General features: G+C 71.9%; 21 protein-coding genes. 13 read left to right on the plus strand and 8 right to left on the minus strand.

Features of this window, described 5'->3' with window-relative positions; all coding sequences use genetic code 11:
• Positions 1-106: 106 nt before the first annotated feature.
• The 3 genes from PPSIR1_RS07595 to PPSIR1_RS07605 all read right to left on the minus strand — a co-directional run bounded on the left by PPSIR1_RS07595 (position 107) and on the right by PPSIR1_RS07605 (position 2,684).
• Positions 107-1,102: a cation diffusion facilitator family transporter gene (locus tag PPSIR1_RS07595; RefSeq protein WP_006970433.1), complete on the minus strand. Its 996-nt coding sequence runs from the start codon at positions 1,100-1,102 to the stop codon at positions 107-109.
• A 62-nt stretch (positions 1,103-1,164) separates the two neighbouring features.
• Positions 1,165-2,106 carry a tRNA glutamyl-Q(34) synthetase GluQRS gene (gluQRS, locus tag PPSIR1_RS07600; protein ID WP_006970434.1) on the minus strand — a complete coding sequence of 314 codons (942 nt, stop codon included), beginning with the start codon at positions 2,104-2,106 and terminating at the stop codon, positions 1,165-1,167.
• The gene (locus PPSIR1_RS07605; RefSeq protein ID WP_006970435.1) at positions 2,103-2,684 is read right to left on the minus strand and encodes a hypothetical protein; all 582 of its coding nucleotides are present in this window, start codon (positions 2,682-2,684) and stop codon (positions 2,103-2,105) included. The genes gluQRS and PPSIR1_RS07605 overlap by 4 nt, the downstream gene beginning before the upstream one ends.
• Positions 2,685-3,007: 323 nt before the next feature.
• On the opposite strand from PPSIR1_RS07605, the gene fni reads away from it, so the two are divergent.
• The 9 genes from fni (at position 3,008) to PPSIR1_RS07650 (ending at position 14,457) form a co-directional block, all read left to right on the plus strand.
• Positions 3,008-4,066, plus strand: a complete 1,059-nt coding sequence (gene fni / locus PPSIR1_RS07610) for a type 2 isopentenyl-diphosphate Delta-isomerase (protein ID WP_045115597.1) — start codon at positions 3,008-3,010, stop codon at positions 4,064-4,066.
• A gap of 7 nt (positions 4,067-4,073) precedes the next feature.
• Positions 4,074-5,036, plus strand: coding sequence for a mevalonate kinase (mvk, locus tag PPSIR1_RS07615; RefSeq protein ID WP_006970437.1), 963 nt, complete (start codon positions 4,074-4,076; stop codon positions 5,034-5,036).
• Between the two features lie 37 nt (positions 5,037-5,073).
• Positions 5,074-6,108, plus strand: coding sequence for a diphosphomevalonate decarboxylase (mvaD, locus tag PPSIR1_RS07620; protein WP_006970438.1), 1,035 nt, complete (start codon positions 5,074-5,076; stop codon positions 6,106-6,108).
• Between the two features lie 27 nt (positions 6,109-6,135).
• Positions 6,136-8,568 carry a hydroxymethylglutaryl-CoA reductase, degradative gene (locus tag PPSIR1_RS45775; RefSeq protein ID WP_006970439.1) on the plus strand — a complete coding sequence of 811 codons (2,433 nt, stop codon included), beginning with the start codon at positions 6,136-6,138 and terminating at the stop codon, positions 8,566-8,568.
• Between the two features lie 59 nt (positions 8,569-8,627).
• Positions 8,628-9,614 (plus strand): squalene synthase HpnC, encoded by a 987-nt coding sequence (hpnC, locus tag PPSIR1_RS07630; RefSeq protein WP_086001102.1) that lies wholly within the window; start codon positions 8,628-8,630, stop codon positions 9,612-9,614.
• Positions 9,615-9,643: 29 nt separating this feature from the next.
• The gene (locus PPSIR1_RS07635) at positions 9,644-10,603 is read left to right on the plus strand and encodes a phytoene/squalene synthase family protein (protein WP_006970441.1); all 960 of its coding nucleotides are present in this window, start codon (positions 9,644-9,646) and stop codon (positions 10,601-10,603) included.
• Between the two features lie 82 nt (positions 10,604-10,685).
• Positions 10,686-11,990 (plus strand): FG-GAP repeat domain-containing protein, encoded by a 1,305-nt coding sequence (locus tag PPSIR1_RS07640; protein WP_157595298.1) that lies wholly within the window; start codon positions 10,686-10,688, stop codon positions 11,988-11,990.
• A gap of 9 nt (positions 11,991-11,999) precedes the next feature.
• Positions 12,000-12,989, plus strand: a complete 990-nt coding sequence (locus PPSIR1_RS07645; RefSeq protein WP_157595299.1) for a hypothetical protein — start codon at positions 12,000-12,002, stop codon at positions 12,987-12,989.
• An 85-nt stretch (positions 12,990-13,074) separates the two neighbouring features.
• Positions 13,075-14,457 (plus strand): transposase, encoded by a 1,383-nt coding sequence (locus tag PPSIR1_RS07650; protein ID WP_006970444.1) that lies wholly within the window; start codon positions 13,075-13,077, stop codon positions 14,455-14,457.
• An 85-nt stretch (positions 14,458-14,542) separates the two neighbouring features.
• Here the strand turns inward: PPSIR1_RS07650 and PPSIR1_RS07655 are convergent, their stop codons facing one another.
• Positions 14,543-16,429 (minus strand): hypothetical protein, encoded by a 1,887-nt coding sequence (locus PPSIR1_RS07655; protein WP_157595300.1) that lies wholly within the window; start codon positions 16,427-16,429, stop codon positions 14,543-14,545.
• Positions 16,430-16,575: 146 nt separating this feature from the next.
• The gene (locus PPSIR1_RS07660) at positions 16,576-17,919 is read right to left on the minus strand and encodes a hypothetical protein (RefSeq protein WP_157595301.1); all 1,344 of its coding nucleotides are present in this window, start codon (positions 17,917-17,919) and stop codon (positions 16,576-16,578) included.
• Positions 17,920-18,021: 102 nt separating this feature from the next.
• On the opposite strand from PPSIR1_RS07660, the gene hpnE reads away from it, so the two are divergent.
• Both hpnE and PPSIR1_RS51045 read left to right on the plus strand, forming a co-directional pair.
• Positions 18,022-19,413: a hydroxysqualene dehydroxylase HpnE gene (hpnE, locus tag PPSIR1_RS07665; protein ID WP_086001103.1), complete on the plus strand. Its 1,392-nt coding sequence runs from the start codon at positions 18,022-18,024 to the stop codon at positions 19,411-19,413.
• Positions 19,414-19,494: 81 nt separating this feature from the next.
• Positions 19,495-20,517, plus strand: coding sequence for an FKBP-type peptidyl-prolyl cis-trans isomerase (locus PPSIR1_RS51045; protein WP_006970448.1), 1,023 nt, complete (start codon positions 19,495-19,497; stop codon positions 20,515-20,517).
• A gap of 43 nt (positions 20,518-20,560) precedes the next feature.
• On the opposite strand, the gene PPSIR1_RS47505 is transcribed toward PPSIR1_RS51045, so the two are convergent.
• The 3 genes from PPSIR1_RS47505 to ygfZ form a co-directional block, all read right to left on the minus strand.
• Entirely contained in the window at positions 20,561-21,352 is a 792-nt protein-coding gene (locus PPSIR1_RS47505; RefSeq protein ID WP_157595302.1) for a hypothetical protein, read from the minus strand.
• Between the two features lie 14 nt (positions 21,353-21,366).
• The gene (locus PPSIR1_RS07680) at positions 21,367-21,828 is read right to left on the minus strand and encodes a hypothetical protein (protein ID WP_006970450.1); all 462 of its coding nucleotides are present in this window, start codon (positions 21,826-21,828) and stop codon (positions 21,367-21,369) included.
• A gap of 133 nt (positions 21,829-21,961) precedes the next feature.
• Positions 21,962-22,939, minus strand: a complete 978-nt coding sequence (gene ygfZ, locus PPSIR1_RS07685) for a CAF17-like 4Fe-4S cluster assembly/insertion protein YgfZ (RefSeq protein WP_157595303.1) — start codon at positions 22,937-22,939, stop codon at positions 21,962-21,964.
• 76 nt (positions 22,940-23,015) lie between these two features.
• Here ygfZ and PPSIR1_RS07690 point away from each other — a divergent pair, with 76 nt between their 5' ends.
• Positions 23,016-24,044, plus strand: coding sequence for a TolC family protein (locus PPSIR1_RS07690; protein ID WP_006970452.1), 1,029 nt, complete (start codon positions 23,016-23,018; stop codon positions 24,042-24,044).
• 96 nt (positions 24,045-24,140) lie between these two features.
• On the plus strand, positions 24,141-24,722 hold the full coding sequence (locus PPSIR1_RS07695; protein ID WP_006970453.1) for a TolC family protein: 582 nt from the start codon (positions 24,141-24,143) through the stop codon (positions 24,720-24,722).
• Positions 24,723-24,755: the final 33 nt, after the last annotated feature.

The following is a 24,755-nucleotide window of genomic DNA, read 5'->3' on the forward strand; positions in this document are numbered from 1 at the left end:
GCGGTGACCTTGTGTATCGCTGCCGCGCGTCCAGGCGCAAGCCAGACCGACTTGAACGGTTGTTCGAGGTTCTGAGGGCGGCGGCCCCCTGCCCCTGCCCTCTGTTCTAGTCCGCCTCGATGTCGACGTGCACGAGCTCTGGGTAGCGCTTTCGCAGCTCGCGCTCGATCTCGTCGACCTCGTCACCCACCAGCGTGACGAGGCGTTCGCCAAACTCTCCGGCGAAGGCCTTGCGTCCGGCGACCTCGGCCAGGGCGTCGTTGGCGACGTGCTCGTCGACCACGCCCACGAGCTTCTCGCCGAGGTAGCGGCCGTCAAACTCGATCTCGGCGGCGAAGCGGAACTGCCCCGCCCCGACCACGCGGCTCTTGGGCTTGCGGACCTTGCCCACGGCCGGGTGCTGCTCGAGGTAGGCCATCACGCCCTCCCAGATCCGCTTGGGGATGGCCGGGCCCAGGAGCAGCTCGCGGTTCTTGACGCCCAGCCAGATGGCGACCAGGCCGAGCATGCCGCCGATGGCGATGGCCCCGATGGCGTCGAAGAGGCTGTTGCCGGTGACCTCGGTCAGGGCGATGGCCCCGGCGGCCACGAGCACGCCGAGGGTTGCGACGGCGTCCTCGAGCAAGACCGCGGCGACGGTCGGATCGCTGGTCGTGCGCAGGTAGGCGAACAGGCTCTGGCTGCCCTTCTTGGCCCAGATCGCCCGGACCGCCCCCGCCAGGACCACGCCGTCGACGAGCAGGGAGATGCCGAGCACGGCGTAGCTGATCCAGCTGGACTCGACGGGCTCGGGGTGCAGGGCCGAGTGCACGCCGTGGTAGACGGTCAGGCCGCTGCCGAACACGAAGATGCCGACGGCCGAGAGCAGCGAGAACAGGTAGCGGTCGTAGCCGTAGCCGTAGTGGAAGGCGTTGTCGGCGGGGCGCTCGCTCGAGCGGATGCCGACGAACAGCAGGCCCTGGTTGGCGGCGTCGGCGGCCGAGTGGATCGCCTCGGAGAACATCGCCCCCGAGCCGGTCAGCCAAAAGGCGGTGAACTTGATCACCGTGAGCACCGAGTTGCCGATCAGCGCTCCGAGTACGGCACCCTTGGACGAAGCCATGGGTCGCGATTAGGCGAGGATGCAGCCTGCGGTCAAGCCCCAAGGCTCCCTCGATTTGGCCGTCACAGCACGAGCACGCCTGGCTCCCGGGGGACCTGGGCGAGATCGAAGTCCGGAATCAGCTCCTGGGCGGACACGCGCTCGACCCCCGGCCCGACCAGGCCGGCAGACCGGGCCAGGGCCGCGACGACCCGGCGGGGATCCTCCCCGCCCTCCCGCAGGGCGCTGAGATCGGGGGCGCCGTGGCGCTTGTTGAGCTTGTTGCCGTCGGGGCCGACGACCAGGGGCGCGTGGGCGTAGCGGGGCGTGGGCAGGCCCAGGGCGCGCTGGAGCAGGATCTGGCGGGGCGTGCTGGCCCACAGATCGGCGCCGCGGAGGACCTCGGTGATGCCCATGGCCCCGTCGTCGACGACCACGGCGAGCTGGTAGGCCCAGGCCGCTGGCGCCCCGCCCGTGGCCGAGTGGTCTGCCCGCAGCAGCACGAAGTCCCCGACCTCCGCGGAGACGTCCTGGCTGCAGGGGCCGAGGATGCGGTCCTCGAACGCGACCGCGGCGTCCTCGGGCAGGCGCCAGCGCGTCGAGGCCGGTCGCTCGGGGTGGCAGGATCCGTCGCGGCAGGTCCCCGGGTAGACCGCCCCGCCCATGCCGTGGGGCGCCGAGGCGGCCTCGCGCAGCTCCTTGCGGGTGCAGGTGCAGGGGTAGGTGTCGAGGCCCTCGAGGGCGGCGCGGTAGAGCTCGAAGCGCTCGGACTGGCGGTAGGGCCCGTGCGGCCCGCCCACGTCCGGGCCCTCGTCCCAGTCGAGGCCCAGCCAGCGCAGATCCTCGAGCTGCCGGCCCTCGAGGGCGGCCTTGCTGCGCTGGGGGTCGAGATCCTCGACGCGCATGACGTAGGCCCCGCCTTGGGCGCGGATCTGCAGCCAGCTCAGCAGCGCCGTGCGGGCGTTGCCGAGGTGCAGGCGCCCCGTGGGGCTCGGCGCGTAGCGTCCGCGGACCCTCGCGGTCATGAGCGCGGCTGGTAGCGGGAGGGCAGCGGCCCGTCGTCGGTCTCGTCGGTCCACGACAGCGAGACGATCCACCAGCGCTCGCCGTCCTTGACCATGGCCATGGAGTTGACCCCTCGGCGCACGCCTTCGGCCTCGGCGCTGCGCTCGTAGGTGCTGAACACCTGGGCGACGTCGGCGAACACCTCGGTGCGCCGGGTCAGCTCGCGCTCGGTGAAGCCGCGCAGCGCCCCGCCCTCGATAGCCGCCGTGGTCCGGGCGATGTAGTCGTCGATGGAGCTGACCCGCAGGGCCTCGGGCTGGTCGTCGGAGTGCGGGGACGCGCCGCCCTCGTCCGCGCCGGTCTCCGAGGTCGCCGGGCGTCCCCAGCTGCCCGAGCGCGCGGCGACCTCGCGGGTCACCCGCGGGTTGACCCGGACCATCACCGCGCTCGGCTGAAACAGGCTGCGAAAGCGCTCCCAGGTCGGCCGCTCGCCCTCGGCGAAGGACACCGAGTCGTAGAGCGCGTTGACGATGCCGTCGATGGAGTCGACGTCGTGGGGATCGGCAGGGGGTACAGCAGGAGGTGGGTCGTCGGCCATCGTTCGAGGAGCGGACGCTCAGGCTACCACGAGGGCGCGGGCGCTCTCCTCCCCCGTCTGGCCCACCGCGCCTGGCACCCTCCCGACAGCGTGTGCGCCGTTGCACGCCCCCCGTCGGCGTCGCTCGGGGTGTGGCGTAGTGCACGAGGGCGCGGGCCCGAAGTCACCAGGCCCCCGATCGCGCGCTGGCGCCCGAGGCGGACGCTGCCCGTCGCCAACGGGCGTCTCGGCCCGAACGCGGGTGGACCCAGGCGCGCCCTGTCGTGAGCCGGCTGGCTCGCCGGGGGATTGTCGCGGCCCGCGAAAGGTGGCACATGCCGGCCATGGCGGACCGGCTCGACATCTCGCAACGCAAGAAGGACCACCTGGCGCTGTGCGCTGGCGACAACGTCGGCTTCCGCGAGAAGTCCACCCTGCTCGAGCAGGTCGAGCTGGTCCACGACGCCCTGCCCGAGATGCACGCCGACGAGGTCGACTCGCGGGTCGAGCTGCTCGGCAAGACCCTCCAGGCGCCGGTGGTCATCTCGGCGATGACGGGGGGCACCGACGAGGCCGCGAAGATCAACCAGGACCTGGCCCAGGTCGCCGAGGAGCTCGGCCTGGCCATCGGCCTGGGCAGCCAGCGGGCGATGTTCGAGCGCCCGCACACCGCCTGGACCTTCCAGGTCCGCGAGCGCGCCCCCAAGGTCCTGCTGTTCGGCAACCTCGGCCTGGTCCAGGCCCGGGTGATGACCACCGACCAGATTCGCCAGCTGTGCGCCGACGTGGGCGCCGACGCCCTGTGCATCCACCTCAACCCGGCCATGGAGATCGTCCAGCCCGGGGGCGACCGCGACTTCAGCGGGGGCCTCGACGTGTTCCGGCGCCTCGTCGCCGAGCTCGGCATCCCGGTGATCGCCAAGGAGACGGGCTGCGGCATCTCGCGGACGGTGGCCAAGAAGATCCTCGACACGGGCGTGACCCACTTCGACGTGTCGGGCTCGGGCGGGACCAGCTGGGTGGCCGTGGAGGCCCACCGCGCCGCGGACGACCAAAAGGCCCTGGCCGAAGAGCTGTGGGACTGGGGCATCCCGACGGCGGCCTCGCTGCTCCAGCTCGAGGGCCTCGGCGCCAAGGTGATCGCCACCGGCGGCCTGCGGCGGGGCTCGGACGTCGCCCGGTCCGTGGCCCTGGGCGCGACGGCCGGCGGCCTCGCGGGCGCGGTCCTCAAGGCCTACCGCCACGAGGGCGGCATCGACGGGGCGCGCCGCTTCCTGACCCGCGTCGTGGCCACGGTCCGCGCCATCATGCTGATCACCGGCTCGCGCACCGTCGCCGAGCTGCAGGGCGCCGAGCGCATCCTCGGCCCGGACCTGAGCCGCTGGCAGCCCAAGCAGGACTAACGAGGCGATGACGCTCGAGCTGCGATCCGAGGCCGAGGCATGCGGCAAGATCATCTTGCTGGGTGAGCACTCCGTGGTCTACGGCCACCCGGCGCTGGCGGCCGGGCTGAGCCGCGGGCTGATCTTGCGCGCGCGTCCCCTCGACGGGCGCGGGGGGGCCATGGAGCTGAGCATCCCGGCCTGGGACCTGGACCTGCGCCTGACCGCCGACAGCGAGCACCCCGTGGCCCGGGCCTGCCTCGAGGTCCTGGCCTACTGCGACGGTCCGGTGACCGGCTGGCGCATCGAGGGCGAGGCCAAGATCCCGGCGCGCGCGGGGCTGGGCTCGTCGGCGGCGCTGTCCGTGGCGCTGGCCCGCCTGGCCCTGCCCGAGGCCGACGCGCGCACCGTCGAGACCGTCGTCGCCGCGTCCATGGCCGGCGAGCGGGTGTTCCACGGCGACCCCTCCGGCATCGACAGCGAGGTCGCGGCTCGGGGCGGGGTCATCGCCTTCGCCCGGGGCGAGGGCGTCGAGGCCGTGCGCCTGCGCAGCCCCCTGCACCTGGTGGTCGTGCCCAGCGGCATTCCGCGTCAGACCGGCGTCCTGGTCGCTGGCGTGCGAGCCCGGCGGGACCGCTTCCCCCAGGTCATCGAGCCCGTGCTCGAGGCGCTGGGGGCCCTGGTCGTGCGCGGCCGGGCGGCCCTCGAAGCCGGAGACACGGCCGCCCTCGCCGAGCTCATCGCCGTCGCGCACGAGCTGCTCGGCGCCCTCGGAGTCTCGCGTCCGCCCCTCGACGCCCTGGCTGCCCACGCCGTGGGCGAAGGCGCGCTGGGGGCCAAGTTGACCGGCGCGGGTGGAGGCGGCTGCCTCTTCGCGCTGTGCGACAATCCCGGCGCCGCGGCGTCCGTCATCTCCGCCATGGCCGAAGGCTTCCCCGAGCTGGCCGCCTCTCCCCGCACGCGGGCCTTCGCCGTCGAGGTCGAGGCCTAGCCCCACTCCCCGCCGCCCTCCTCCTCGAGGCCTCTCCATGCCCAAGCTCCGCGCTGCCCGAGCCGTCGCTCACTCGAACATCGCCCTGGTCAAGTACTGGGGCAAGCGCGCGGGGGTCGACCCGGCGCTCAACCTCCCGGCCGTGGGCTCGCTGTCCATGACCCTCGGCGAGCTGCGCACGGACACGACCGTGGCCCCGGCCCCCGCGGGCGGCAGCGACCGCTTCGAGCTCGACGGCGCCCTCGTCGAGGGCAAGCCGGCGGCCAAGGTCTTCGCCCACCTCGATCGCCTGCACGCCCTCGCGGGCCTCGAGGGCGCGCGCCCGGCCTGCGTCGTCACCTCCATCAACCACCTGCCCACGGCGGCCGGGCTGGCCAGCTCGGCCTCGGGCTTCGCCGCGCTCACGGTCGCGGCCGCGGGCGCCTACGGCCTCTACGACAGCCTCGATGGAGCCGCGCGCACGCGGCTGTCGGGGTGGTCGCGGCAGGGCTCGGGCAGCGCCGCCCGCTCGCTGTGGGGCGCCTTCGTGCGCCTCGACGCGGGCGCGGCCGAGGACGGCAGCGACTGCATCGCCCGGCCCCTCGAGGTCCCCGCGGCCCTGGCCGCGGACCTGCGCCTGCTCGTGGTCCACACCGCCCGCGGCGCCAAGAAGGTCGGCTCCACCGGCGGCATGGAGTCCTCGCGGCTGACCTCGCCCTACTACGGCCCGTGGGTCGAGAGCTCCCCGGCCGACCTCGACGCCGCCGAGGCGGCCCTGAACGCCCAGGACTTCGACGCCCTCGGCGCGGTCATGGAGCACTCTTGCTTCAAGATGCACGCGTGCATGCTGGCCACCGTGCCGCCGCTCATCTACTGGAACGGCACCACCCTCGAGGTCATCCGCGAGGTCCAGAGCGTGCGCGCCGACGGAGGCCCCAAGGGCTTCGTGACCTCGGACGCGGGCCCCCACGTCAAGGTCCTGGTCCGCGCCGCCGAGGCCGAGGACCTCGCCGCTGGTCTCGCCGCCGTCCCCGGGGTCCACGAGGTCCAGGCCGTCGCGCCCGGGCCCGCGGCCAGCCTCGAGCTCCTCTGACTTCTCTCCTCCCGTGACGCCCCTGCGATGAGCCACGCCGACGACGACTTCTTCAAGCCCACGGACGTGCCCGAGCCCGGCGCGCCCGTCCCGCTCAACCGCGACGACTCTGGCGCGCGCTCGGGGGTCTGGCCGTGGCACGCCAGCCAGACCTACACCGGGACCGTGTCCGCCCCGGGCAAGGCCTTCCTGATCGGGGAGTACGCCGTGCTCTACGGCCACTCCGCCATCGTCACCGCCGTCGATGTCCGCGCCCACGCCCACGCGGCCCGCAAGCAACACGGCGAGCGGCCCATGCCCGACAGCCCCTTCGTCGCCGCGGCCGTCGAGGTCGTCCGCAAGTGGCTGCTCGACAAGGGCTACGACATCAACCTGCCCGGCCCCGAGGTCCTGCCCGTGGTCACGACCGTGGGCTTCACCGCCGGCAACCGCAAGCTCGGCCTGGGCTCGAGCGCGGCCGTGACCGCGGCCGTGGTCGGCTGGTACTTCGCCGCCGTCGGCCTCGACCCCGAGCTCCCGAGCCTGCGCGCCGCCGCCGAGACGCTGGCCCGGGACGCCCACGCCATCGCCCAGCACGGGCGGGGCAGCGGCGCCGACGTGTCGACGGCCTGCTTTGGCGGGACCGTGCGCTTTTCCAGGCCCGGCGGGGTCGAGCCCGTCGAGCTGCCCGAGTGGCTCGCGGTCGGCTTCTTCGACGCGGGCGCCCCGGCCAGCACGGGCTCCTTCGTGGCCGCCGTCGAGGCCGGCGCCGCCCGGGACCCCAGCACCCACGCCGCGGCCATCGACGCCATCGCGGGGGCCAGCGAGCGCTTCCAGGCCGCCATCGCGCCCGGCTTTGCCGGGGGCAAGGACGCGGTCTTCGCCGAGATCGCCGCGGCCTGCAAGCAGCACAACGCCGGCCTGCGCAAGCTCGAGGTCCTCGGTGACATCACCATCTTGCCGCCGCGGATCCAGACCATCATCGAGACCGCCGAGTGGGCGGGCCTGGCCGCGAAGCCGTCCGGGGCCGGCGGCGGCGATCTGGTCGCCGTGTTTGCCAAGGACGCGGCGGCCCTCGATCACCTCGGCGTGGAGCTCTACTACGAGCACCAGATCGCCTTCATCCGCAAGCTCTCGATCCGCGCGCCGGGCCTGCGCTCCGAGGCCCGGCCGCCGGTCAACTCGCGCATCCGCGGGCTGTTCAAGCGCTCCATCGCCGAGCGCCGGGTGGCCATCTCCGTGGCCTCGGGCCTCGATCACGCCCGCTTCTCGGCGGCCGAGGCGACGGCCCTCGGCTCCGAGCGGGCCGACCACATGATCGAGAACGTCATCGGCGCCCTGACCCTGCCCCTGGGGGTCGCGACCAACTTTTGCATCAACGGCCGGGACTACCTGATCCCGATGTGCGTCGAGGAGGCCTCCGTGGTCGCGGCGGCGTCCAACGCCGCCAAGATGATCCGCTCGGGCGGCGGCTTCGCGGGCTTCTCCGACCCGCCGTGGATGATCGCCCAGATCCAGCTCGTGCGCGACGCGGCCTGCGACCAGGGCAAGTCCCAGGCCGAGGTCATCGCGGCCATCGAGGGCGCGAAGGCGGAGCTCCTGGCCATGGGAGACGAGGCCCACCCGCGCCTGGTCGCCCGCGGCGGCGGCAGCCGGGACGTCGAGGTTCGCCGTCTCGACGAGGACACCCTGGTGGTCCACGTGCTCGTCGACTGCCGCGACGCCATGGGGGCCAACCTCATCAACACCGTGGCCGAGGTGGTCTCGCCGCGCCTGGCCGCGCTCTCGGGCTGGCGGCCGGTGCTGCGCATCCTCTCCAACCTCGCCGATCGCCGGGCTTCGCACATCAGCGCCCACGTGCCCGTCGAGGCCCTCGCCACCGGGAAGCTCGACGGGCCGACCGTGGCCTCGCGCATCGAGGAGGCCTCGCGCTTCGCCGAGCTCGACCCCTACCGGGCCACGACCCACAACAAGGGCATCATGAACGGCGTCGACGCGGTCGTGCTGGCCACGGGCAACGACTGGCGGGCGATGGAGGCCTCGGCCCACGCCTACGCCGTCAAGGACGGGCGCTACGGCCCCCTCGCCATCTGGCGCACCGAGGCCGACGCGAGCGGGGCCATCGTCAGCCTGCGCGGCGAGCTGAGCCTGCCGACGGCGGTCGGTGTCGTCGGCGGGGCGACCCGGAGTCACCCGACGGCGCGCCTGGCCATCGAGCTCCTCGGCCACCCCTCGGGCACCGAGCTCGGCCTGATCATGGGCGCCGCCGGGCTGGCCTCGAACCTCGCGGCCCTGCGCGCGCTCGCGACCGAGGGGATCCAGCGCGGGCACATGTCCTTGCACGCACGCGCCGTGGCCGTCGCCGCTGGCGCACGGGGCGCGGAGGTGGAATCCATCGCACAGCGCCTCATCGATGTGGGAGAGATCAAGCCTGAGCGGGCCAAAGCTCTGTTAGACGAACACCGCGCACCCAAGCGCTGATCGCTGGCCTACCCTAGCGTTGTCGCCCTGCGCCCACCGCCGCGTCGAGACCTGTCCCAATGGCCACTGGAAGTCCGCCCCTCACGACCCGACTGTTCGCCGTCCCCCCCATGGACGACGGTCAGGACGAGTTCGACCGCCTGCCCGATCCGCCCGACGGCGCCCCGCCGGGGCCGTGGACCAAAGAGGCCGCCTACCGCTACTGCGAGCGCCTGGCGACGAGCCACTACGAGAACTTCCCGGTGGCCTCGCGCTTCGTGCCCGCGCCGCTGCGCCCCCACGTGTGGGCCATCTACGCGTTCGCGCGCACGGCCGACGACTTCTCCGACGAGCCGCGCTTCCAGGGCCGCCGGCGCGAGTGCCTGGACGGGTGGGAGCAGTACCTCGAGGCCGCGTACCACCGCGACGTCGACCACCCCATCTTCCTCGCCCTGCGCGACACGGTCCGCCGCCACAACATCCCCATCGGTCCGCTCAAGGCCCTGCTCACGGCCTTCCGCATGGACCTGACCAAGCACCGCTACGCCTCCTTCTCCGAGCTGCGCCACTACTGCAAGCACTCGGCGAACCCCGTGGGCCAGCTGGTGCTGTTCGTCCACGGCCACCGGCAGACCGAGCTGCACCGCTTCTCCAACGAGATCTGCACGGCCCTGCAGCTCGCCAACTTCCTCCAGGACCTGAGCGTCGACATCCCCCGGGGCCGCTGCTACCTGCCGCAAGAGGACCTCATCCACTTCGGGGTGACCTGGGACCAGCTCCAGGCTGGGCGGCACACCACGGAGTTCAAGGAGCTGATGCGCTTCGAGATCGAGCGGGTGCGGACCATGTTCCTGCGCGGGCAGCCGCTGATCCGCAAGGTCTCGCCGGGCCTGAGCCTGGAGCTCGAGGCGACCTGGCGCGGCGGCATGAAGGTCCTGGATCTGGTCGAGGCCCAGAACTTCGAGGTCCTGTCCTACCGCCCCACCCTCGATCGCCGCGACGTGGTCAGCCTGGCCGGTCGCTCGCTCGTCTCCTTTGGTCGCCGCTTCTTCCGCGGCGAGGTCTGAACCGGGGAACCAGGGAAAGGGAGGCGGCCATGGCCCACAGCCTGTCCAAGACCATGGCGCAGCGCTTCGAGCAGCTGCGCTCGGCCAGCGTCAAGCTGGTCCGCAAGCGATCCAAGCGGTCGAGCTCCAACTTCAAGTTCGCGTTCTTGTTTTTGGCCGCGAACCAGCGCAAGGGGCTCGAGTACGTCTACAAGTTCTGCCGGGTCGTCGACGACATCGTCGACGAGCGCCCCCCGGGCGAGGCCGGCCGGGCCCAGGCCGAGCGGGAGCTCGACGAGTGGATGGCCGAGCTCGCGCGCATCTACGACCCAGAGCAGCGCCCGACCTCCAAGCTCGGCGTGGGCCTGCAGCAGACCGTGGCGACCTTCAACCTGCCGCGCTTCGCCTTCGAGGAGATCGTGGCGGGCTGCGCCATGGACCTCGACACCTCGACCTACGCCGACCTCGAGTCCCTCGAGCTCTACTGCTACCGGGTGGCGTCCTGCGTCGGGATCTTGTGCATCGGCTTGTTCGGTGACCAGAGCCCCGCCGCCCAGCGCTACGCCCGGCACCTGGGCCTGGCCCTGCAGTACACCAACATCCTCCGGGACATCGGCGAAGACGCGTCCCGGGCTCGGGTCTACGTGCCCCGGGACCTCCTCGCCCGCCACCGCCTCAACGAGCGCGACATGCTCGAGTGCCGCTACGACGCGCGCTTTTTGACGATGGCGGAGGAGTTTGCGGATATTGCAGAGGCCGAATACCAGCGCGCCTGGGCCGAGCTACCCCACGTGGAGAACCGCCGGGCCCTGCTGCCCGCCGAGGTCATGGGGCGGACCTACTACGAGCTGCTCGGCGAGGTCCGAGCCCACAACTACAACGTGTTCACCCACCGGGCGGCGCTGCGACGCGTGGACAAGCTCAAGGTCGCCGGGGTGTCGCTGGCGCTCACGGCCCTGCCCGTCGATCTGCCTGGGCCCTTCGGGGCCATGCGCTCGGCGCTGACCTAGACCTAGACCTGGAGCGGGGGCGCGCGCTCGACCGCGCGGGCAAAGCGGGGCGCAGGGCCGCGGACTCCGGTACCATGCGGCCGTGCGGCGCTCGCGTTGGCCCATCCCCATTCTACTCGCCGGAGTCGCCGGGCTGTCCTGGGGCTGCTTCGTGGGCGAGGGCACCCTCGGCGCGATCTGCCTCGACGACAGCCAGTGCGGGACGGACCAGCGCTGCCGGGACTCGGTCTGCGGCCAGTGCGGGGACAACGTCGTCCAGCCCGGGGAGCTGTGTCTTGGCGACTCCTCCGAGGAGAGCGTGTTCGGCGAGGTCTCGGACCTGGAGAGCTTCCAGCCCTCGGACGACTTCCCGCCGCGGATCGGCGCCGTCGCCAACGGCGATTGTCCCAACGACCCCGATAACCCGTGCTGGGGCCTGTTCCTGCTCGAGCTCGACGAGGAGGGCAACGGGGGCCTCGAGACCATGGCGCCGCTGGGCGTGGATGAGCCGGGGACCGTGCCGCAGATCGCCCAGGGCAGCTTCGACGGCGAGGACACCCGGGACGTGGCCCTGGCCGTCATCCCGCCCGGGGACGTGCCGGACATCTCCTTCATCGCGGTGCTGCACAACTTCCCCTTCGAGGGCTCGTCCTTCGACATCGACGTCAGCTTGATCGCCGAGACCCTGCACGCCGCCGACCTCAACGGCGACGGCCTCGACGACCTGATCGCGGGCGGGCGGGTCGCGGGCTTGATGTCCGTCAACTTCGCCGAGCCAGGGGTCGGGTTCGCGGCCGAGCAGCTCATCGTGACCGACCCTGGGCCGCGCCTGGCCCCCCCGGCGGACATGGACGGCGACGGCGACCTCGATCTCATCATCGCCAGCGCCGCCGATGCCACGGTCGGCGTCAACCTCAACGACGGCTCGGGCTCCTTCACGCCCCTGGGCCGCGTCGCCCTCGACGAGCAGCTGACCCCCTCGGCCGTGGAGACCGCAGACTTCGACGGCGACGGCAACCTCGACGTCGCCGTGTTCGCGCCCTCGCGGACCACCGGCGGCCCCGGCAACCTGATGTACCTGACCACGCCCTCGGTCGTCGTGCTGTATGGCGACGGCGCGGGCGGGCTGACCCTCGGCGCCTCCTTGGCCGCGGGCGAGTCCCCGGTCTCGGGCCTGGCCACGGACATCAACAACGACGGCGCGATCGACATCGTGGTCGCGGACGCGGGCGAGGACAAGCTCCCGGTGTTCCTCAACCGCGGGGGCGAGTTCCCCGACCAGATCAACATCGACGTGGCGGCTGGGCCCCAGACCCTGCTGCTCGAGGACTTTGACGGAGACGGCGTCGACGACATCGTGGTCGGCAACGCCAACGGGGTCGTGGCCGTGGTGCCGACGGAGAACTGAGCGATGACCATGCGCACGACTGCACTCGAGCTCGGCTCCCGGGCGACCAGCCTCACCCTGGCCGCCGCTTTGCTGGCCCCCTCCCCCGCGCTGCTGGGCTCGTCGACGGCGCGAGCGGCCGCCCCCGCTCCCGAAGCCGAAGCCGAAGCGCCCGCCGAAGGGGCAGAGGAAGCGCCGGCGGGGGAGGACCCCACCCTCGCCGAGGCCAAGGCCAAATTCGAGGCCGGAGCCGCCCGCTACACCGCCGCGGACTACGGCGCCGCCATCGACCTGTGGCTCGAGGCTTACGCCCTGCTCCCGGCCACCGTCGACAACCAGTTCATCAAGGCCCAGCTCATCTACAACGTCGCCCGGGCCCAGCAAAAGTGGTTCGACATCGACCAGGACATCAAGCACCTGCGCCAGTCCCGGGAGATCCTGGTCCGCTACGCCGACGAGCTCGACGCCCTCTACGAGCCCAGCCAGGCGGCCATCGAGCGCGAGAAGATCGAGGACCAGATCGGCGAGCTCGACGCGCAGATCGCCGAGTGGGAGGCGGAGCAGCGCCGCCGCGAGGCCGAGCTCGCCGAGCGCATGCGCCCCACCTTTGACTTCGAGGCCGACGCTCGGGAAGAAAAGCGCAACAAGGCCATGCTCGGCGCGGGCGCGACCTTGACCCTGCTCGGCCTCGGCGGCGGGGTGATGATCCTCGGCGGCTCGCTCATGGCCAAGAACGCCGAGGAGCAGATCGGCAACTACCCCACGGAGGCCGACGTGCTCGAGCGCGAGGGCTACCTCGAGCAGGGCGTCGCCGGCAACGCGCTGATGATCGTCGGCACGCTCTCGGCGAGCATCTTCTTGACCGCGGGCCTGCCCCTGGTCGGGGTCGGAGCGGCCGCGGAGAAAAAGCGCCGCCAGCGACGGCGCGACGCCGGGGTCGAGGACGTGGCCCAGGTCCGCGCCGTCGGGCCCATGCTCCTGCCCCAGGGCGGGGGCCTCTCGCTCTCGGGCCGCTTCTAGCAGCCCGTGGTGGAACGCGCGGCAACCACGCCGGGCGACAACCACGCATGGCGACGAATCCACGAAGACCACGTAGTCTCCGCCCATGTCCATGGGCCACAAGGGTGACGACCAGGCCGGCCTCTTCCTGACCTACAAGGACGTCCCGCGCTCCGCCGGACACCCTTTCTATCAGGCCCTCGACAAGGTCCTCCACGCCAAGGGCTTCGACCGCTTCGTAGAGCGCGAGTGCGAGCGCTTCTACTCGCCCATCGGCCGGCCCTCCCTCGCCCCAGGCGTCTACTTTCGCTGCCTGCTCATCGGCTACTTCGAGGGCATCGACAGCGAGCGCGGCATCGCCTGGCGCGTCGCTGATTCCCTGAGCCTCCGCGACTTCCTCGGCCTCGGCATGACCAAGTCGCCGCCCGACCACTCGACCCTCTCGCGCACCCGTCGGCTCCTCGACGTCGAGGTCCACCACCGCGTCTTCACCTGGGTCTTGACCCGCCTCGCCGAGGCCAAGCTCGTCCGCGGCAGGACTATCGGCGTCGACGCGACCACGCTCGAGGCCAACGCGGCCCTGCGCTCGCTGGTCAAGCGCGACGACGGTCAGGGCTACCAGGACTACCTCGTCGAGCTCGCCAAGGCCGAGGGCATCGAGAACCCGACCCAAAAGCAGCTCGCGCAGCTCGACCGCAAGCGGCCCAAGAAGGGCTCCAACGCGGTCTGGGTCAACCCCAACGACCCGGACGCGACCATCTCGAAGATGAAGAGCGGGGCGACGAAGATGGCCCACAAGGCCGAGCACGCCGTCGACATGGAGGCCGGAGCGATAGTCGGAGTCACCGTGCACGGAGGAACGACGCACGACACGAAGAGCCTCGATGCGACGCTGGAGATGGCGGCCACGAACCTCGGCGAGGTCCAAAAAGAGGTCGAGCGCAAGCGCGATAATGACGACCATGACGGCCCCGGCTCACCGGTGGTCGAGGACATGAAGGAGGTCGTCGCGGACGCGGGCTACCACAGCAACAAGGTGATGACGGACCTGGTCGAGTCGGAGCTGCGCAGCTACATCGCCGAGCCCAAGCGAGGGCGCCGAAACTGGAAGGGCAAGGCCGAGGAGAAGAAGGCCGTACACGCGAACCGGCGACGGACGAAGGGTGCGCGAGGACGTCGGCTGATGCGTCAGCGTGGAGAGCTGCTCGAACGACCCTTCGCGCACCTGTACACGACCGGCGGGCTGCGACGGGTGCACCTGCGCCGACACGACAACATCCTCAAGCGGCTGCTGATCCATGCGGGCGGCTTCAATCTGAGCTTGCTGATGCGAAAGCTGGTGGGGGTCGGGAGCCCGCGAAGCCTCCAAGGGAGGCTCGCGGCCTTTTTGTGGCCGCTGCTCGGGCTCTTGGACGCAGTCGTCGCTCGCGTGTGCCTCGAGGTCGGAGCTGGGCGCCTTCAAACGGTGGAGCTCGCCGCGGTCGGCTGAGCTGTACTTGCCGACCTCGGCTCGCTGCGGCCGCCCAAGCGGAGCTTTTCACCACGGGCTGCTAGGCGTCTGCTCGCGCCTGCCCTCAAAGCCCCAGCGCGGTGCGCTGGGTCTGGCTCAGCTTGGGCACGATGTGGTTGGTGAAGTTGCTGTTCGACGCCTCCCGACGCAGCTCCCGAAGCTGCTGCGGGCTCATGTTGCGGACCAGGGTCGTCAGCTCGAGGACCTTGTCGTCGGCGCGCCAGCTCAGGTGCTTGGCCATCTTCCACAGGCGATCGCCGGTCAGCGCCGCCGGGAGGGCCTGGGTCGTGTCCACGCAGGAGTAGATCGCCGCGCGCGAGGCTCCGCCGCGTCGAACCATGTAGTCGAAGGCCGCGCGCGCCGAGCCCTGGCGCGCCCAGTCGATGGTCGCGTTGGCGTCGACCCGCCAGCTGTCGAAGGCGGCCTGGACCCGCGCGTTGGGGATGCCGCGGGTCAGCTCCCACAGGCGCGCCGCGTCGACGTGCTCGACGTGGGTCTGCTTGACGCGATCGAACTCCCAGACCTGCGAATTGTCCTTGTCGAGGCCCGAGCGCTTGTTGTCTTCGTAGATGGTCCTCCTGTCGGAGGGGTACTCTTTCCGCCTCATCTCGGCCCTCAGGGCCGCCTGCGCGCCGTTCTTGATCGCGCGGATCAGCGTCTGCGGGAACAGACCTGCGTGGGTCTGGGCGCCGTGGGACTGCACGACGTTGTAGATCTTGATGTCGCCGTAGCGGAAGTTGCGTGCGTAGTAGTTCTTCCCCTGACGCAGGAAGCGATCGATGCTCATGATCTTGTGGCTGTCCCAGGGGTCCATGACCGTGACGTCCTGGACGTTGACCTGCGCGTCGAGGTTGTTCGGGAGCATGAGCGGGCCCCTGCCGAGGAGCCCGCCCGCTCGCACGAGGGGAAGCTGCACCGGGCTGGTCAAGGTCCACCCGTGGTCGTAGTGGGAGACCCCGACCCCGCTCTCGTTGGCGATGTAGCCCTCGACGCCGGCGACGTAGACCCACTGGTTTTGGGTCGTCTCGACGTGGCGCGAGAGCGTCATCTCGGCGAAGTTGCGGCAGGTCCCGGCCTTGATCTTCTCGAGGATGTAGCGGTTGATGTGCAGGGCGTGCTGCCCCATCCACCGGTCGGCGTCGGCGTTCGTCGTGACGGTGTCGTGGGCGTCCTTGATCGCCTGGCGCACCGGATCGAGGAACTCGTCTCGGCCGACGAGCGCGCCCACGAAGATCCTGTGCTTGGCGTAGGACTCGCCGTGGGTGGCGTCGACGGAGGCGCGCCGGTTGGCCACGCGCATCTTTTGATTGCGCACGTACTCCATCGTCTCCCCCTCTTTCAGGAACTGGAGCGAGCCGCCGCCCTCGCTGGCCCCGCCGCTCGCGCCAGCCGCTCCCAGGGGCGCGAGCGAGCGGCTCACGTCGCGTCCCTCGGTCACGGCGAGCGCGACCTCGTTGGCCTGGGCCTCGTAGCGGTCGCCCGACCGGCCGCCCCCTTCGGGCTGCTCTCCGCGGGCGCGCTGGAGCTCGTGGACGGCCTCGTGGGTCGCCTCGAACAGCGAGGGGGTGGAGCTGGCGAAGGCCACGTGGCCGTCGAGGGAGAAGCCCCGCGACCCGAGGGCCGCGTTGGCAGCCCTCGCCCGGCCGTCGAGGTGGGCCTTGGGCGCGACCCGTCGCTCCCCGAACGCGGCGTTGATCGTCGACAGGTGGGGATAGGCGCTCGCGGAGCCGCTGATCCCGAGGCTCGCTCGTTCGCGCGTCGCGTCGGCACCGCCGCCTCGATCGGCGTCGGCCTGGCGCTGCATTGCACCGAGAGACTCGACCTGCGGGCTGCGATCGGCGAGCAGCTGGAGCTCGCCGATCGTCCCCCCCGGATGCGCCGCGCTCGGCCCCTGCTCGGAGCCCCTGCGAGCGGTCTGGACTTCGGGTTCGCGTTGCTTTCGCTGTGGCATCGCTCCGGGGTGAAGCAATTTTCAGACCGGCGCCTCGACACGCCCCGAGGCGCAGCGGCGCTCTCGATCGGCGCCGCTGCGAGGCGATCCGCGATCGGGAAGCTGCGCGATCGGCAGCGCGGGTTTGCGAAGCTAGCGACGCCGAATCAAGTGGGATCGGAGGCCTGGTTCAGGGCGCCCTGCTCTTCGAGGGCCTCGACCGCGGCGAGGTGGTCCTTGGTCCGGGCGATCTCTCCCATGATGGTCCCGCCGCACTTGGGGCACTCGGTCACGCCAACCTCGAGGACCACGCCGCAGCGCGGCCCCGAGCACAGGCTCGGGCGCCACGAGTAGCCAAACAGCGCGCCGATGCCCCCGCCGACGGCCCCGCCGATGGCCCCTCCGAACAGGACGCCGACGACGGAGCCGATGAGGGCCCCCTGCCAGGTCCGGCGCGGGCGGGCGCGGAACACCGGCTTGCCGAGGTTGGGCAGGCGCAGGCGCTCTTGGTAGCGCTCCTCGGCGTCGACGAGGGCGTCGTCGTGGGCGTCGAACTCGAGCTCGGCCAGGGCTGGCTCCCGGGTCGCGGGCTCGGGCCAGGAGTCTGGCGCGCCCCAGCGCAGCTGCTCGCGCAAGGCCGCGGCCTCGTTCGGCCCATCCTCTTCGAGGGCCGCCCAGGCCTCGTCGAAGACCTCGCGCTGGGAGGGGTTGAGGGCCCCTCGGCGACCCTCGACGAATTTCGCGTCCCGGGCCCCGGCGGCGTAGAGGGTGGCCAGGAGCTCGGCGGCGACGTCGGGCGGGTAGCGCAGGCTCGCGGACACCCAGGCCGTGGTCTGCATCTCGCCCATGCCCTCGGCGACGCTGCGCGGATCGAGGCAGGCGTTGGTCACGGGCACGCCCCAGCCCAGGGCGAAGCAGGCCAGGAAGCCCTCGACGGCCGTGGGCAGCTCGGCGCCCTCCCCCTCGGCCTCCTCGCCGCGGTAGCGCGGGCCGTCCGGGTTGCGCCCGCGCTCGAGCCGGGCGCGGTGGACCAGGGCCCGGGCGACCTCGACGCAGGTCGGCCCGAGCATGGCCCGCAGGTCCCCGAGGCTGGACACGACGAAGCCCGCCGCGCGCTGGTCCTCGCCCGAGAGCCCGGCGAAGCGCAGCTCGCCCGCGAGGTGCTCGGCGATCACGTCCTTGTCGGGGCGCCGGCCGTCGACCACGCGGACCCCGAGGCTCTCGTCGTCCTCGCCGGCGTAGCGGAGCAGGCGGCGGATCAGCGCGCGCTGATCGACCAGCTCTCTATCCCAGCTCTCGGGCAGGTCCTCGGGGGTGTAGAGCTGGTAGGCCGTCGCGCAGCGCGGGGCGCCGAGGAGCTCGGACAGCTCGCCGAGGGTGTCGAGGAGCACGTCGAAGTCCGGCAGCGGCTCGGGCTCCTCGTCGACGGCGCGGACCCGCAGGTTTCCGGCCGGTCCCAGGAGCGGGCCCCAGATCCCCGCGGCGAGGTCGCCATGTTCGGGCTGTGGCATGGGTCGCACCATGGTCGACGCCAGGCGCCGTCCGTGCAATGCCTGTGATCTGGACCAAGGGTGGCGCCGCTGGGCCAGCGTACTCTCCCGCCGCAGGCCGCCATGACGACTTCTGCTCCCACTCGCCGTCCTCGCACCCTCGTCGTAGGCGGCGGCTTCGCTGGCCTCGCCGCCGCCGTGCGCCTCGCCGACGCCTACGCCGGGGAGGGTTACTCCGGGCGCGAGGTCCTGGTCGTCGAGGCCGCCAAGGTCGGAGGCGGGCGCTCGCGCTCGTTCCACGACAAGGTCACCGGCCGCGAGATCGACAACGGCCAGCACCTGCTGATGGGCTGCTACTACGAGACGCTCGCGTTCTTGCGCAGCATCGACGCGCCCATCGACGAGGCCATCCACTTCCAGCGCGACCTGGCCCTGACCATGGTCAAGCCCGGCGGCAAGACCATCGACCTGGCCTGCCCCGCCCTGCCCGCGCCCTTGCACCTCGCCGCCGGCTTGCTGCGCATGCGCGGCCTGGGCCTGCTGCACCGGGCCTCGGCCCTGCGCGCCGGCGTGATGCTGCGCGGGGAGATCGAGCGCCCCGACGACGGGGAGACCTGCGACGCCTGGCTGCGCCGCCTGGACCAGACCCAGGCCGTGCGGGCGGCTTTCTGGGAGCCGCTGATCTGGGCCGTGCTCAACGACGACCCCCTCGTCGCCTCGGCGGCCATGCTCGTCGCCGTGCTCGAGCGGGCGTTCATGTCGACCCGCGACGCCTCGCGCCTGGGCGTGCCCAAGCGCCCGCTCTCGGACATCTACGTCGGCCCCGCCGTCGACTACATCCGCTCCCAGGGCGGCGAGGTGCGCTTCGCCAGCCCCGCGCGCAGCTTGGATCTCGACGCCGACGGCAAGATCGCCGGCGTGACTCTCAAGTCGGGGGAGCAGCTCGAGGCCGACACCGTCATCACCGCGGTCCCGCCCCACGCCCTGCTGGCCATGCTGCCCGAGGCCGCCACCGAGCACCTGGTGTTCCGGGACGTCGCGCGCCTCGAGGCCTCGCCCATCGTCAACCTGTGGGCGACCCTCGACCGCCCCATCCTCGGCCCCCTCGACCGCGACTTCGTCGGTCTGGTGGCCAGCCCGCTGCACTGGCTGTGGGACCGCGACCGCATCACCGGCGAGGGCTCGAAGGACACCAACTTGCTCTCGGTCACGATCTCCGGCGCCCGGGCCACGGTCCACGACCACCCCGAGGCCCTGCGCGAGGTCTTCGTCCAGGAGCTGGAGCGCTTCTTCCCCGGCCACGGCGCCAGCGTGCGCAGCTTTCGGGTGGTCAAGGAAAAGCGCGCGACCATCAGCCACGCCGCGGGCACCTACCGCCGACGTCCGCCCACCCGCAGCCCCATCCCGGGCCTGTTGCTGGCCGGCGACTGGGTGCGCACGGGGATCCCGGCGACCATCGAGAGCGCGGTCCAAAGCGGCCACGACGCGGCCAGCATCGCCCTCGGCCTGCGCTAGCAAGGGGCGCTGTTTTCGCGCTTTCCCTTCTCATTTCGGGGGCTCGTCAGGATCGCTCCGGGGGTTTATATCTTCGCGCCAATGACCCGCCGCCGCCGGACCGCTCGCGCCCTGCTCCTCGCCCTCCCCTGCACGCTGCTCGCCCTCTTTGCTGCCTGCGTCGAGCCGCCTGCGGCTACGCCCAGCGAGGGAGAAGCCGAGCAGGCCGAGGCGCCCGCCAACGCCGAGGCCAAGGCCGTCAAGCCGATCTCGCCGGCCGAGCAAGCCGCCAAGCAGCGCCAGAAGAACAACCCCCACGCCCGAGGCAAGCGCGAGCCCCTCGACCCGGCCAAGTTCCCCGAGGATCCCGCCTTCGCCGGGGCGCCCCTCGCCTCGAACACCCTCGCCGGCGGCCTGCTGTCCGAGGACTACGTCATCGGCGAAGGGGCCGAGGCCGTCAAAGGCTCCGAGGTCTCCGTGCACTACCGCGGCACGCTCGCGAACGGCGACATCTTCGACACCTCCAAAAAGCGCGACAAGCCGTTCACCTTCACCCTCGGCCAGGGCCGGGTCATCAAGGGCTGGGACCAGGGCGTGGTCGGCATGAAGGTCGGCGGCAAGCGCAAGCTGGTGGTTCCCGCGGACCTGGCCTACGGCAAGCGGGCTCGGGGCATCATCCCCGCCGACGCGGACCTGACCTTCACCATCGAGCTCGTCGAGATCATCCCGCCCCTGCCCCCGGCCAGGGGCCCCGAGGCCTTCGAGGGCAAGCCGGTGCGCACCCTCGAGCTCGACGGCGGCGTGGTCGTCGAGGTGTTCGGCGAGGGCACCGGCGAGGCCGTGGCCAAGAAGGGCGACACCGTCTCCGTGCACTACACCGGCACGCTCACCGACGGCACCGTGTTCGACACCTCCAGCAAGCGCGGCAAGCCCATCGAGTTCCCCCTCGGGGCGGGCCGGGTCATCAAGGGCTGGGACATGGGCATCGACGGCATGAAGGTCGGCGAGCTGCGCCGCCTGAAGATCCCCGCGGACCTGGCCTACGGCGCCCGGGCCAAGGGCAAGATCCCCGCCAACTCCGACCTGGTGTTCACCGTCGAGTTGATGCGGATCAAGGCCAAGTAGGCCGAGCGGGCCAAGCCAGCCCGGGGCGCCGCGTTCGAGGGCGTCAGCGCACCGTCACGCGGCTGCGCGTATAGGCCAGGCCCACGCCCGTGCCGCCAAGGGCGAGGCCCAGGGTGATGCCGCCGATCTGCGCCGCCCGGGCGTTGGCCTTGGGCATGTCGACCCAGATCGGCATGGTCGCCAGCAATACCCCCGCCGTGGGCCCGACGACGGCCAGGGCGAAGCCCAACCAGCCGACCCAGCGCGGGATGGGCTTGACGCTCAGCTCGTAGTGGGAGCGGTAGCCCGGCAGCTCGAAGGCGCGGCTTGGCCGGGCGGTGCTGCTGGTCAGGAAGTAGCGCCCCGTCGCGGGCACGGGCACGTTGCAGGGCGTCGCGCACAGCTTCCGGTAGTGGATCATCCGGACGTAGCCGTTGGGCACGAAGTGGGTCGTGTCCGACTCGATGCGGTTGAGCACGAAGGCGTCGTCGCCCTTTTCGGTGACGAGGGTGACCGTGGGCGCGCGCGGGTCCCCGACGGGTGGGTCCGCGACGACCCCTCCGGGCACACCTCCCGGCACGCCCCCCGGCACCCCTTCGGGCGGGCTCTGGGCGGAGGCGGAGCCGCCGGGGGTCCCGGCTGGGTGGTCCGCCTGCTTGGTCCCCCCGGGCCCTCCAGGCGCGTCGTTGCCCGTGGGAATGGCCGGAGGCTCGGCGGGCCGCTGCGTGCCCTCGGGAATGCCAGGCGAGGCGCCTGGATTGGCGCGGGCCAAGCCCGGCCCGAAGGCGAGGAGCAGGCCGAGGACGCTCGCGCAGGTCCGCGCGGCCCCTCTAGAGCGGAGTGTGTCGATCGTCATGGCGCGTGTCATGGTCAGTAGCCCACCCGCTGAAACAAGCTGAATTCGAAGTTGCTGAACTCGACGGAGGCGTCCTCGTCGAGGGCGTCGACGAGGGGCGCCGCGCAGCTGAGGGTCCCGGACATGCGCGCCCGGTCGCCCTGGCTCCACTCCTCCGTGGCCAGGGTGTCGAGCACGAGGGTGCAGGCCACGGGGTCGCTGAAGTCCCCGCTGTCGAACCACGTGCCCCCCGATCGCCACTCGACGTCGACCTGCTGCGAGCCCTCGACGAAGCCCCCGCCGGCGGTCGAATCGATCTCCACGCTCATGCTCGAACCGGGCACGGCGAGGTCGACCTGGTAGGGGAAAATGGTCGTGCCACAGGTGGCGTCGGTGCTCTCGTAGGTGCCGCTGAGGGCCCCCGAGATCTCATATTGGAAGCTGCAGTGCTCCTCTTCGAAGCTGCAGCCTCCGCCTGCGACCACGGCGGCGAGCACCAGGCACGCTCCCAGGGTCGATGGTCTAGGTGTCCACATGGGGCCGGTCTAACACGCAGGGGCGAGACCGAGCAATCTGGCTAGAACACCCCCCTGCCCCGCTTTCGAGGCCTTTGGGGGCTTTGGGGGCGACTCACCTCCCGCCGAGCTTGACCGTCGCCGTCTGCTCGTTGCTGTCCCCGCCCGGATCGTCGCCCAGGGGCCCCGACCCGACCTCGACCAGGCCACCGCTGGCCGTGCGCAGCTGCGTCCCCGGCTTGGCGTGGGCCCGGCGAATCACGGCCAGGCCCACGGCGCTCGAGCCGTCGTTGCTCGGCGCCCAGCTGGTCCACGCCCCGACCTCTTTGTCCTCGGCGAGGAGCGCGATGGGGCCGTCGGCCATGGCCTGACTCGGCGGCTCCATGGCCATCACCCGAACCATCACGCGGTTGACCTGGCCGCGGTTGTGGATGCGGGACAGGGGCTCCTGGCCGAGGTAGCAGCCCTTGGCGTAGGACACCGCGTCGACGAAGCCGATCTCGGGGGGGAAGCGGTCGGGGGTCAGCTCGAAGCCCCACGCGGGTCGGGCCTGGTCGACGCGGGCGCGGGTGAAGGTCGGCGCGTCGGCGACCTGGCTGCCGGCGGCCGCGAGGGCGGCGGCGGCCTCGGCCAGGGCGCTCGTCGAACCCAGCCACAGCTCCCCCGCCAGCGGGTGGGCGCAGGTGAAGCGGGCGACCCCCGCGGGCGCCTCGACCTTGGCCTCGCTGAGGCTCCCAAAGCGGAGCAGCAAGGCGGCCGCCCCGGGCTCGGGGGTCTCGAGCTCGACGTCGTCCATGATGATGTGGTCGTCGAGGGCCTTGGTGACGGACTCGGCGAGCTCGGCGGGGAGCGCCAGCGCCAGGCGGGTCTCGTCCTCGTCGTCCGGATCGACCGTAGCGAGCACCCACAGCTCGCTGACGAGCTTGCCCTTGACGGTCAGCAGGCCCGCCGGGATGGCGCGGCCGGGCGTGAGCGCGCTGACGTCGGCGGTCAGCAGGCCCTGGAGGAAGCGGGCGGCGTCCTCTCCCGCGACGTGGACGACGGCGCGATCTTGGCGGGGGAGCGCGGACAAGAGGACGTGGCGGGCGGGCACGAGCCAAGCAAACACCGGGGCCGTGGCATCTTGCAACCCTTGCCGAAGCCCGCCTGGACAGGTAGCTCTGTCGGGAATGCCCGTGCGTCGCCTGCCGCCCCTCGTCCTCGGCCTGAGCCTCGGTCTGAGCCTCGCGCTCACCAGCGCGTCGGCGCGGGCGAGCGGGCCGGAGGAGGGCCCCGCCGGGCTCGTGGAGGGCCCGTCGGAGGCACCTTCCGTGGAGGGGCCCCAGGGTGAGGGTGCGCAGGAGTCCCTGCTGCGCGCCGAGGATCCCGTGCGCGCGCTGTTCGAGATGCCGCCGTCGAGCCGCGACGACGCCTACGGGCCGCGGCCGACCGGCGTCCCCACCATCACCCGGGAGCAGATCGTCCGCTACGGAATGGACAACCCCTACGTCCGGGCCGCCGACGAGCACGTCGACGCCATGGAGGCGCAGCTGCGCAAGGCCAACTTCGCGTGGGTGCCGATCGTCCGGACCTCGGCCGTGATCGCCCCGGGCGCGGCCATCGACTGCGACGACGTCACCCTCGACGGCGCCGACGGGCCGTTCTCCTTCCAGTACTGCCGGGCCGCCGGCGACCCCTCCGACGGCACCGACCCCGTCGACCTCCAGACCGTCCAGGGCTACTTCGAGCGCATCGGCAACGCCGGCATCGCGCTGAGCCTCAAGGCCGAGTTCGTCGTCCCGATCACCACCTTCGGCAAGATCGTCACGGTCCAAAAGCTCGCCAAGGTCGGCGTCGAGCTGGCCGAGCTCCAGCGCCTGGCGACCCAGCAAGAGACCACCCTGCGCATCTACCAGGCCCACGCGGCGCTGATGCTGGCGCGGGAGACCATCGCCATCCTCGACCGGGCCTGGGACATCATCGCCGGGGAGCGGGGCAAGATCGCCGCCGAGCTCGGCCTGGGCCCCGACGGGCTCCCCGCCTTCGACGCGGACCCGGACTCCATCAACCCCGACCGCGACCCCGACGACTTCGTCCGCCTCGAGCTCGGGGAGGTCGAGCTGGCCACGCGCATGCGCGAGGCTCGGGCCATCGAGGCCGAGCCCTGTCGACCCTGTGGGCCATCGCCGGCAGCGCGGCGCCCCGGGGCTTCGACGTGAAGGAGCGGCGCCTGGTCCCCGACCGCATCCCCGGGGGCCTCGCCGAGCTCGAGCACTACCAGAGCATGGCCCTGGCCCACCGCCCCCGAGGCGCGCATGGCCGACGCGGGCGTCAAGTTCCGCCAGACCCAGGAGAAGCTGGCCCGGACCAACTTCCTCCCGGACCTGGGCGCCGTCGTCCGGGCCGAGCTGCGCTACGCCAACAAGGCGACCACGGAGATGCGGACCCTCTACTACACGGGCCGCCTGAACACCTCCAGCATCTACCTGGGCCTGGCGCTGTCGTGGAACCTCGACTTCCACAACGACGCCTTCGACCTGCAAAAGGCCCAGGCCGAGCGGCGCGAGGCCGAGTACCAGCGCGAGGCGGCCCGCCGCCTGCTGCTGCTGGAGGTCGAGCAGGCCTACCGCGACGTCCTCGACGCCGAGCAGCAGATGGCCTTCATGACCTTGGCCCGGGACAAGAGCTGGAAGCTCGTGGTCTCGGAGCAGGCGGCGGACAGCGTGGGCACGGCCAACTTCAACGATCTGCGCAAGGCGCTGGAGAAGTGGGCCGGCTTCGAGTTCGCGCTGTTCGAGGCGATCATGAACCGCAACGCGGCCATCGCAGGGCTGTCGCGGGCCGTGGGCGCCCCCCTGGTCGAGCCAGCCCCCGCGAGCTTGGCCGTAGACGGCTAGGCCAAAAGCCCCTCAGCTTTGTCCTCGGCCTTG

Source organism: Plesiocystis pacifica SIR-1 (genome assembly GCF_000170895.1).
GTDB classification, from domain to species: Bacteria; Myxococcota_A; Polyangia; order Nannocystales; family Nannocystaceae; genus Plesiocystis; species Plesiocystis pacifica.

Coding starts and splice junctions, on each gene's coding strand:
- PPSIR1_RS07595 (WP_006970433.1), bottom strand. CDS start 1,102: ATGGCTTCGTCCAAGGGTGCCGTACTCGGAGCGCTGATCGGCAACTCG.
- gluQRS (WP_006970434.1), bottom strand. CDS start 2,106: ATGACCGCGAGGGTCCGCGGACGCTACGCGCCGAGCCCCACGGGGCGC.
- PPSIR1_RS07605 (WP_006970435.1), bottom strand. CDS start 2,684: ATGGCCGACGACCCACCTCCTGCTGTACCCCCTGCCGATCCCCACGAC.
- fni (WP_045115597.1), top strand. CDS start 3,008: ATGGCGGACCGGCTCGACATCTCGCAACGCAAGAAGGACCACCTGGCG.
- mvk (WP_006970437.1), top strand. CDS start 4,074: ATGACGCTCGAGCTGCGATCCGAGGCCGAGGCATGCGGCAAGATCATC.
- mvaD (WP_006970438.1), top strand. CDS start 5,074: ATGCCCAAGCTCCGCGCTGCCCGAGCCGTCGCTCACTCGAACATCGCC.
- PPSIR1_RS45775 (WP_006970439.1), top strand. CDS start 6,136: ATGAGCCACGCCGACGACGACTTCTTCAAGCCCACGGACGTGCCCGAG.
- hpnC (WP_086001102.1), top strand. CDS start 8,628: ATGGCCACTGGAAGTCCGCCCCTCACGACCCGACTGTTCGCCGTCCCC.
- PPSIR1_RS07635 (WP_006970441.1), top strand. CDS start 9,644: ATGGCCCACAGCCTGTCCAAGACCATGGCGCAGCGCTTCGAGCAGCTG.
- PPSIR1_RS07645 (WP_157595299.1), top strand. CDS start 12,000: ATGCGCACGACTGCACTCGAGCTCGGCTCCCGGGCGACCAGCCTCACC.
- PPSIR1_RS07650 (WP_006970444.1), top strand. CDS start 13,075: ATGTCCATGGGCCACAAGGGTGACGACCAGGCCGGCCTCTTCCTGACC.
- PPSIR1_RS07655 (WP_157595300.1), bottom strand. CDS start 16,429: ATGCCACAGCGAAAGCAACGCGAACCCGAAGTCCAGACCGCTCGCAGG.
- PPSIR1_RS07660 (WP_157595301.1), bottom strand. CDS start 17,919: ATGCCACAGCCCGAACATGGCGACCTCGCCGCGGGGATCTGGGGCCCG.
- hpnE (WP_086001103.1), top strand. CDS start 18,022: ATGACGACTTCTGCTCCCACTCGCCGTCCTCGCACCCTCGTCGTAGGC.
- PPSIR1_RS51045 (WP_006970448.1), top strand. CDS start 19,495: ATGACCCGCCGCCGCCGGACCGCTCGCGCCCTGCTCCTCGCCCTCCCC.
- PPSIR1_RS47505 (WP_157595302.1), bottom strand. CDS start 21,352: ATGACGATCGACACACTCCGCTCTAGAGGGGCCGCGCGGACCTGCGCG.
- PPSIR1_RS07690 (WP_006970452.1), top strand. CDS start 23,016: ATGCCCGTGCGTCGCCTGCCGCCCCTCGTCCTCGGCCTGAGCCTCGGT.
- PPSIR1_RS07695 (WP_006970453.1), top strand. CDS start 24,141: ATGGCCGACGCGGGCGTCAAGTTCCGCCAGACCCAGGAGAAGCTGGCC.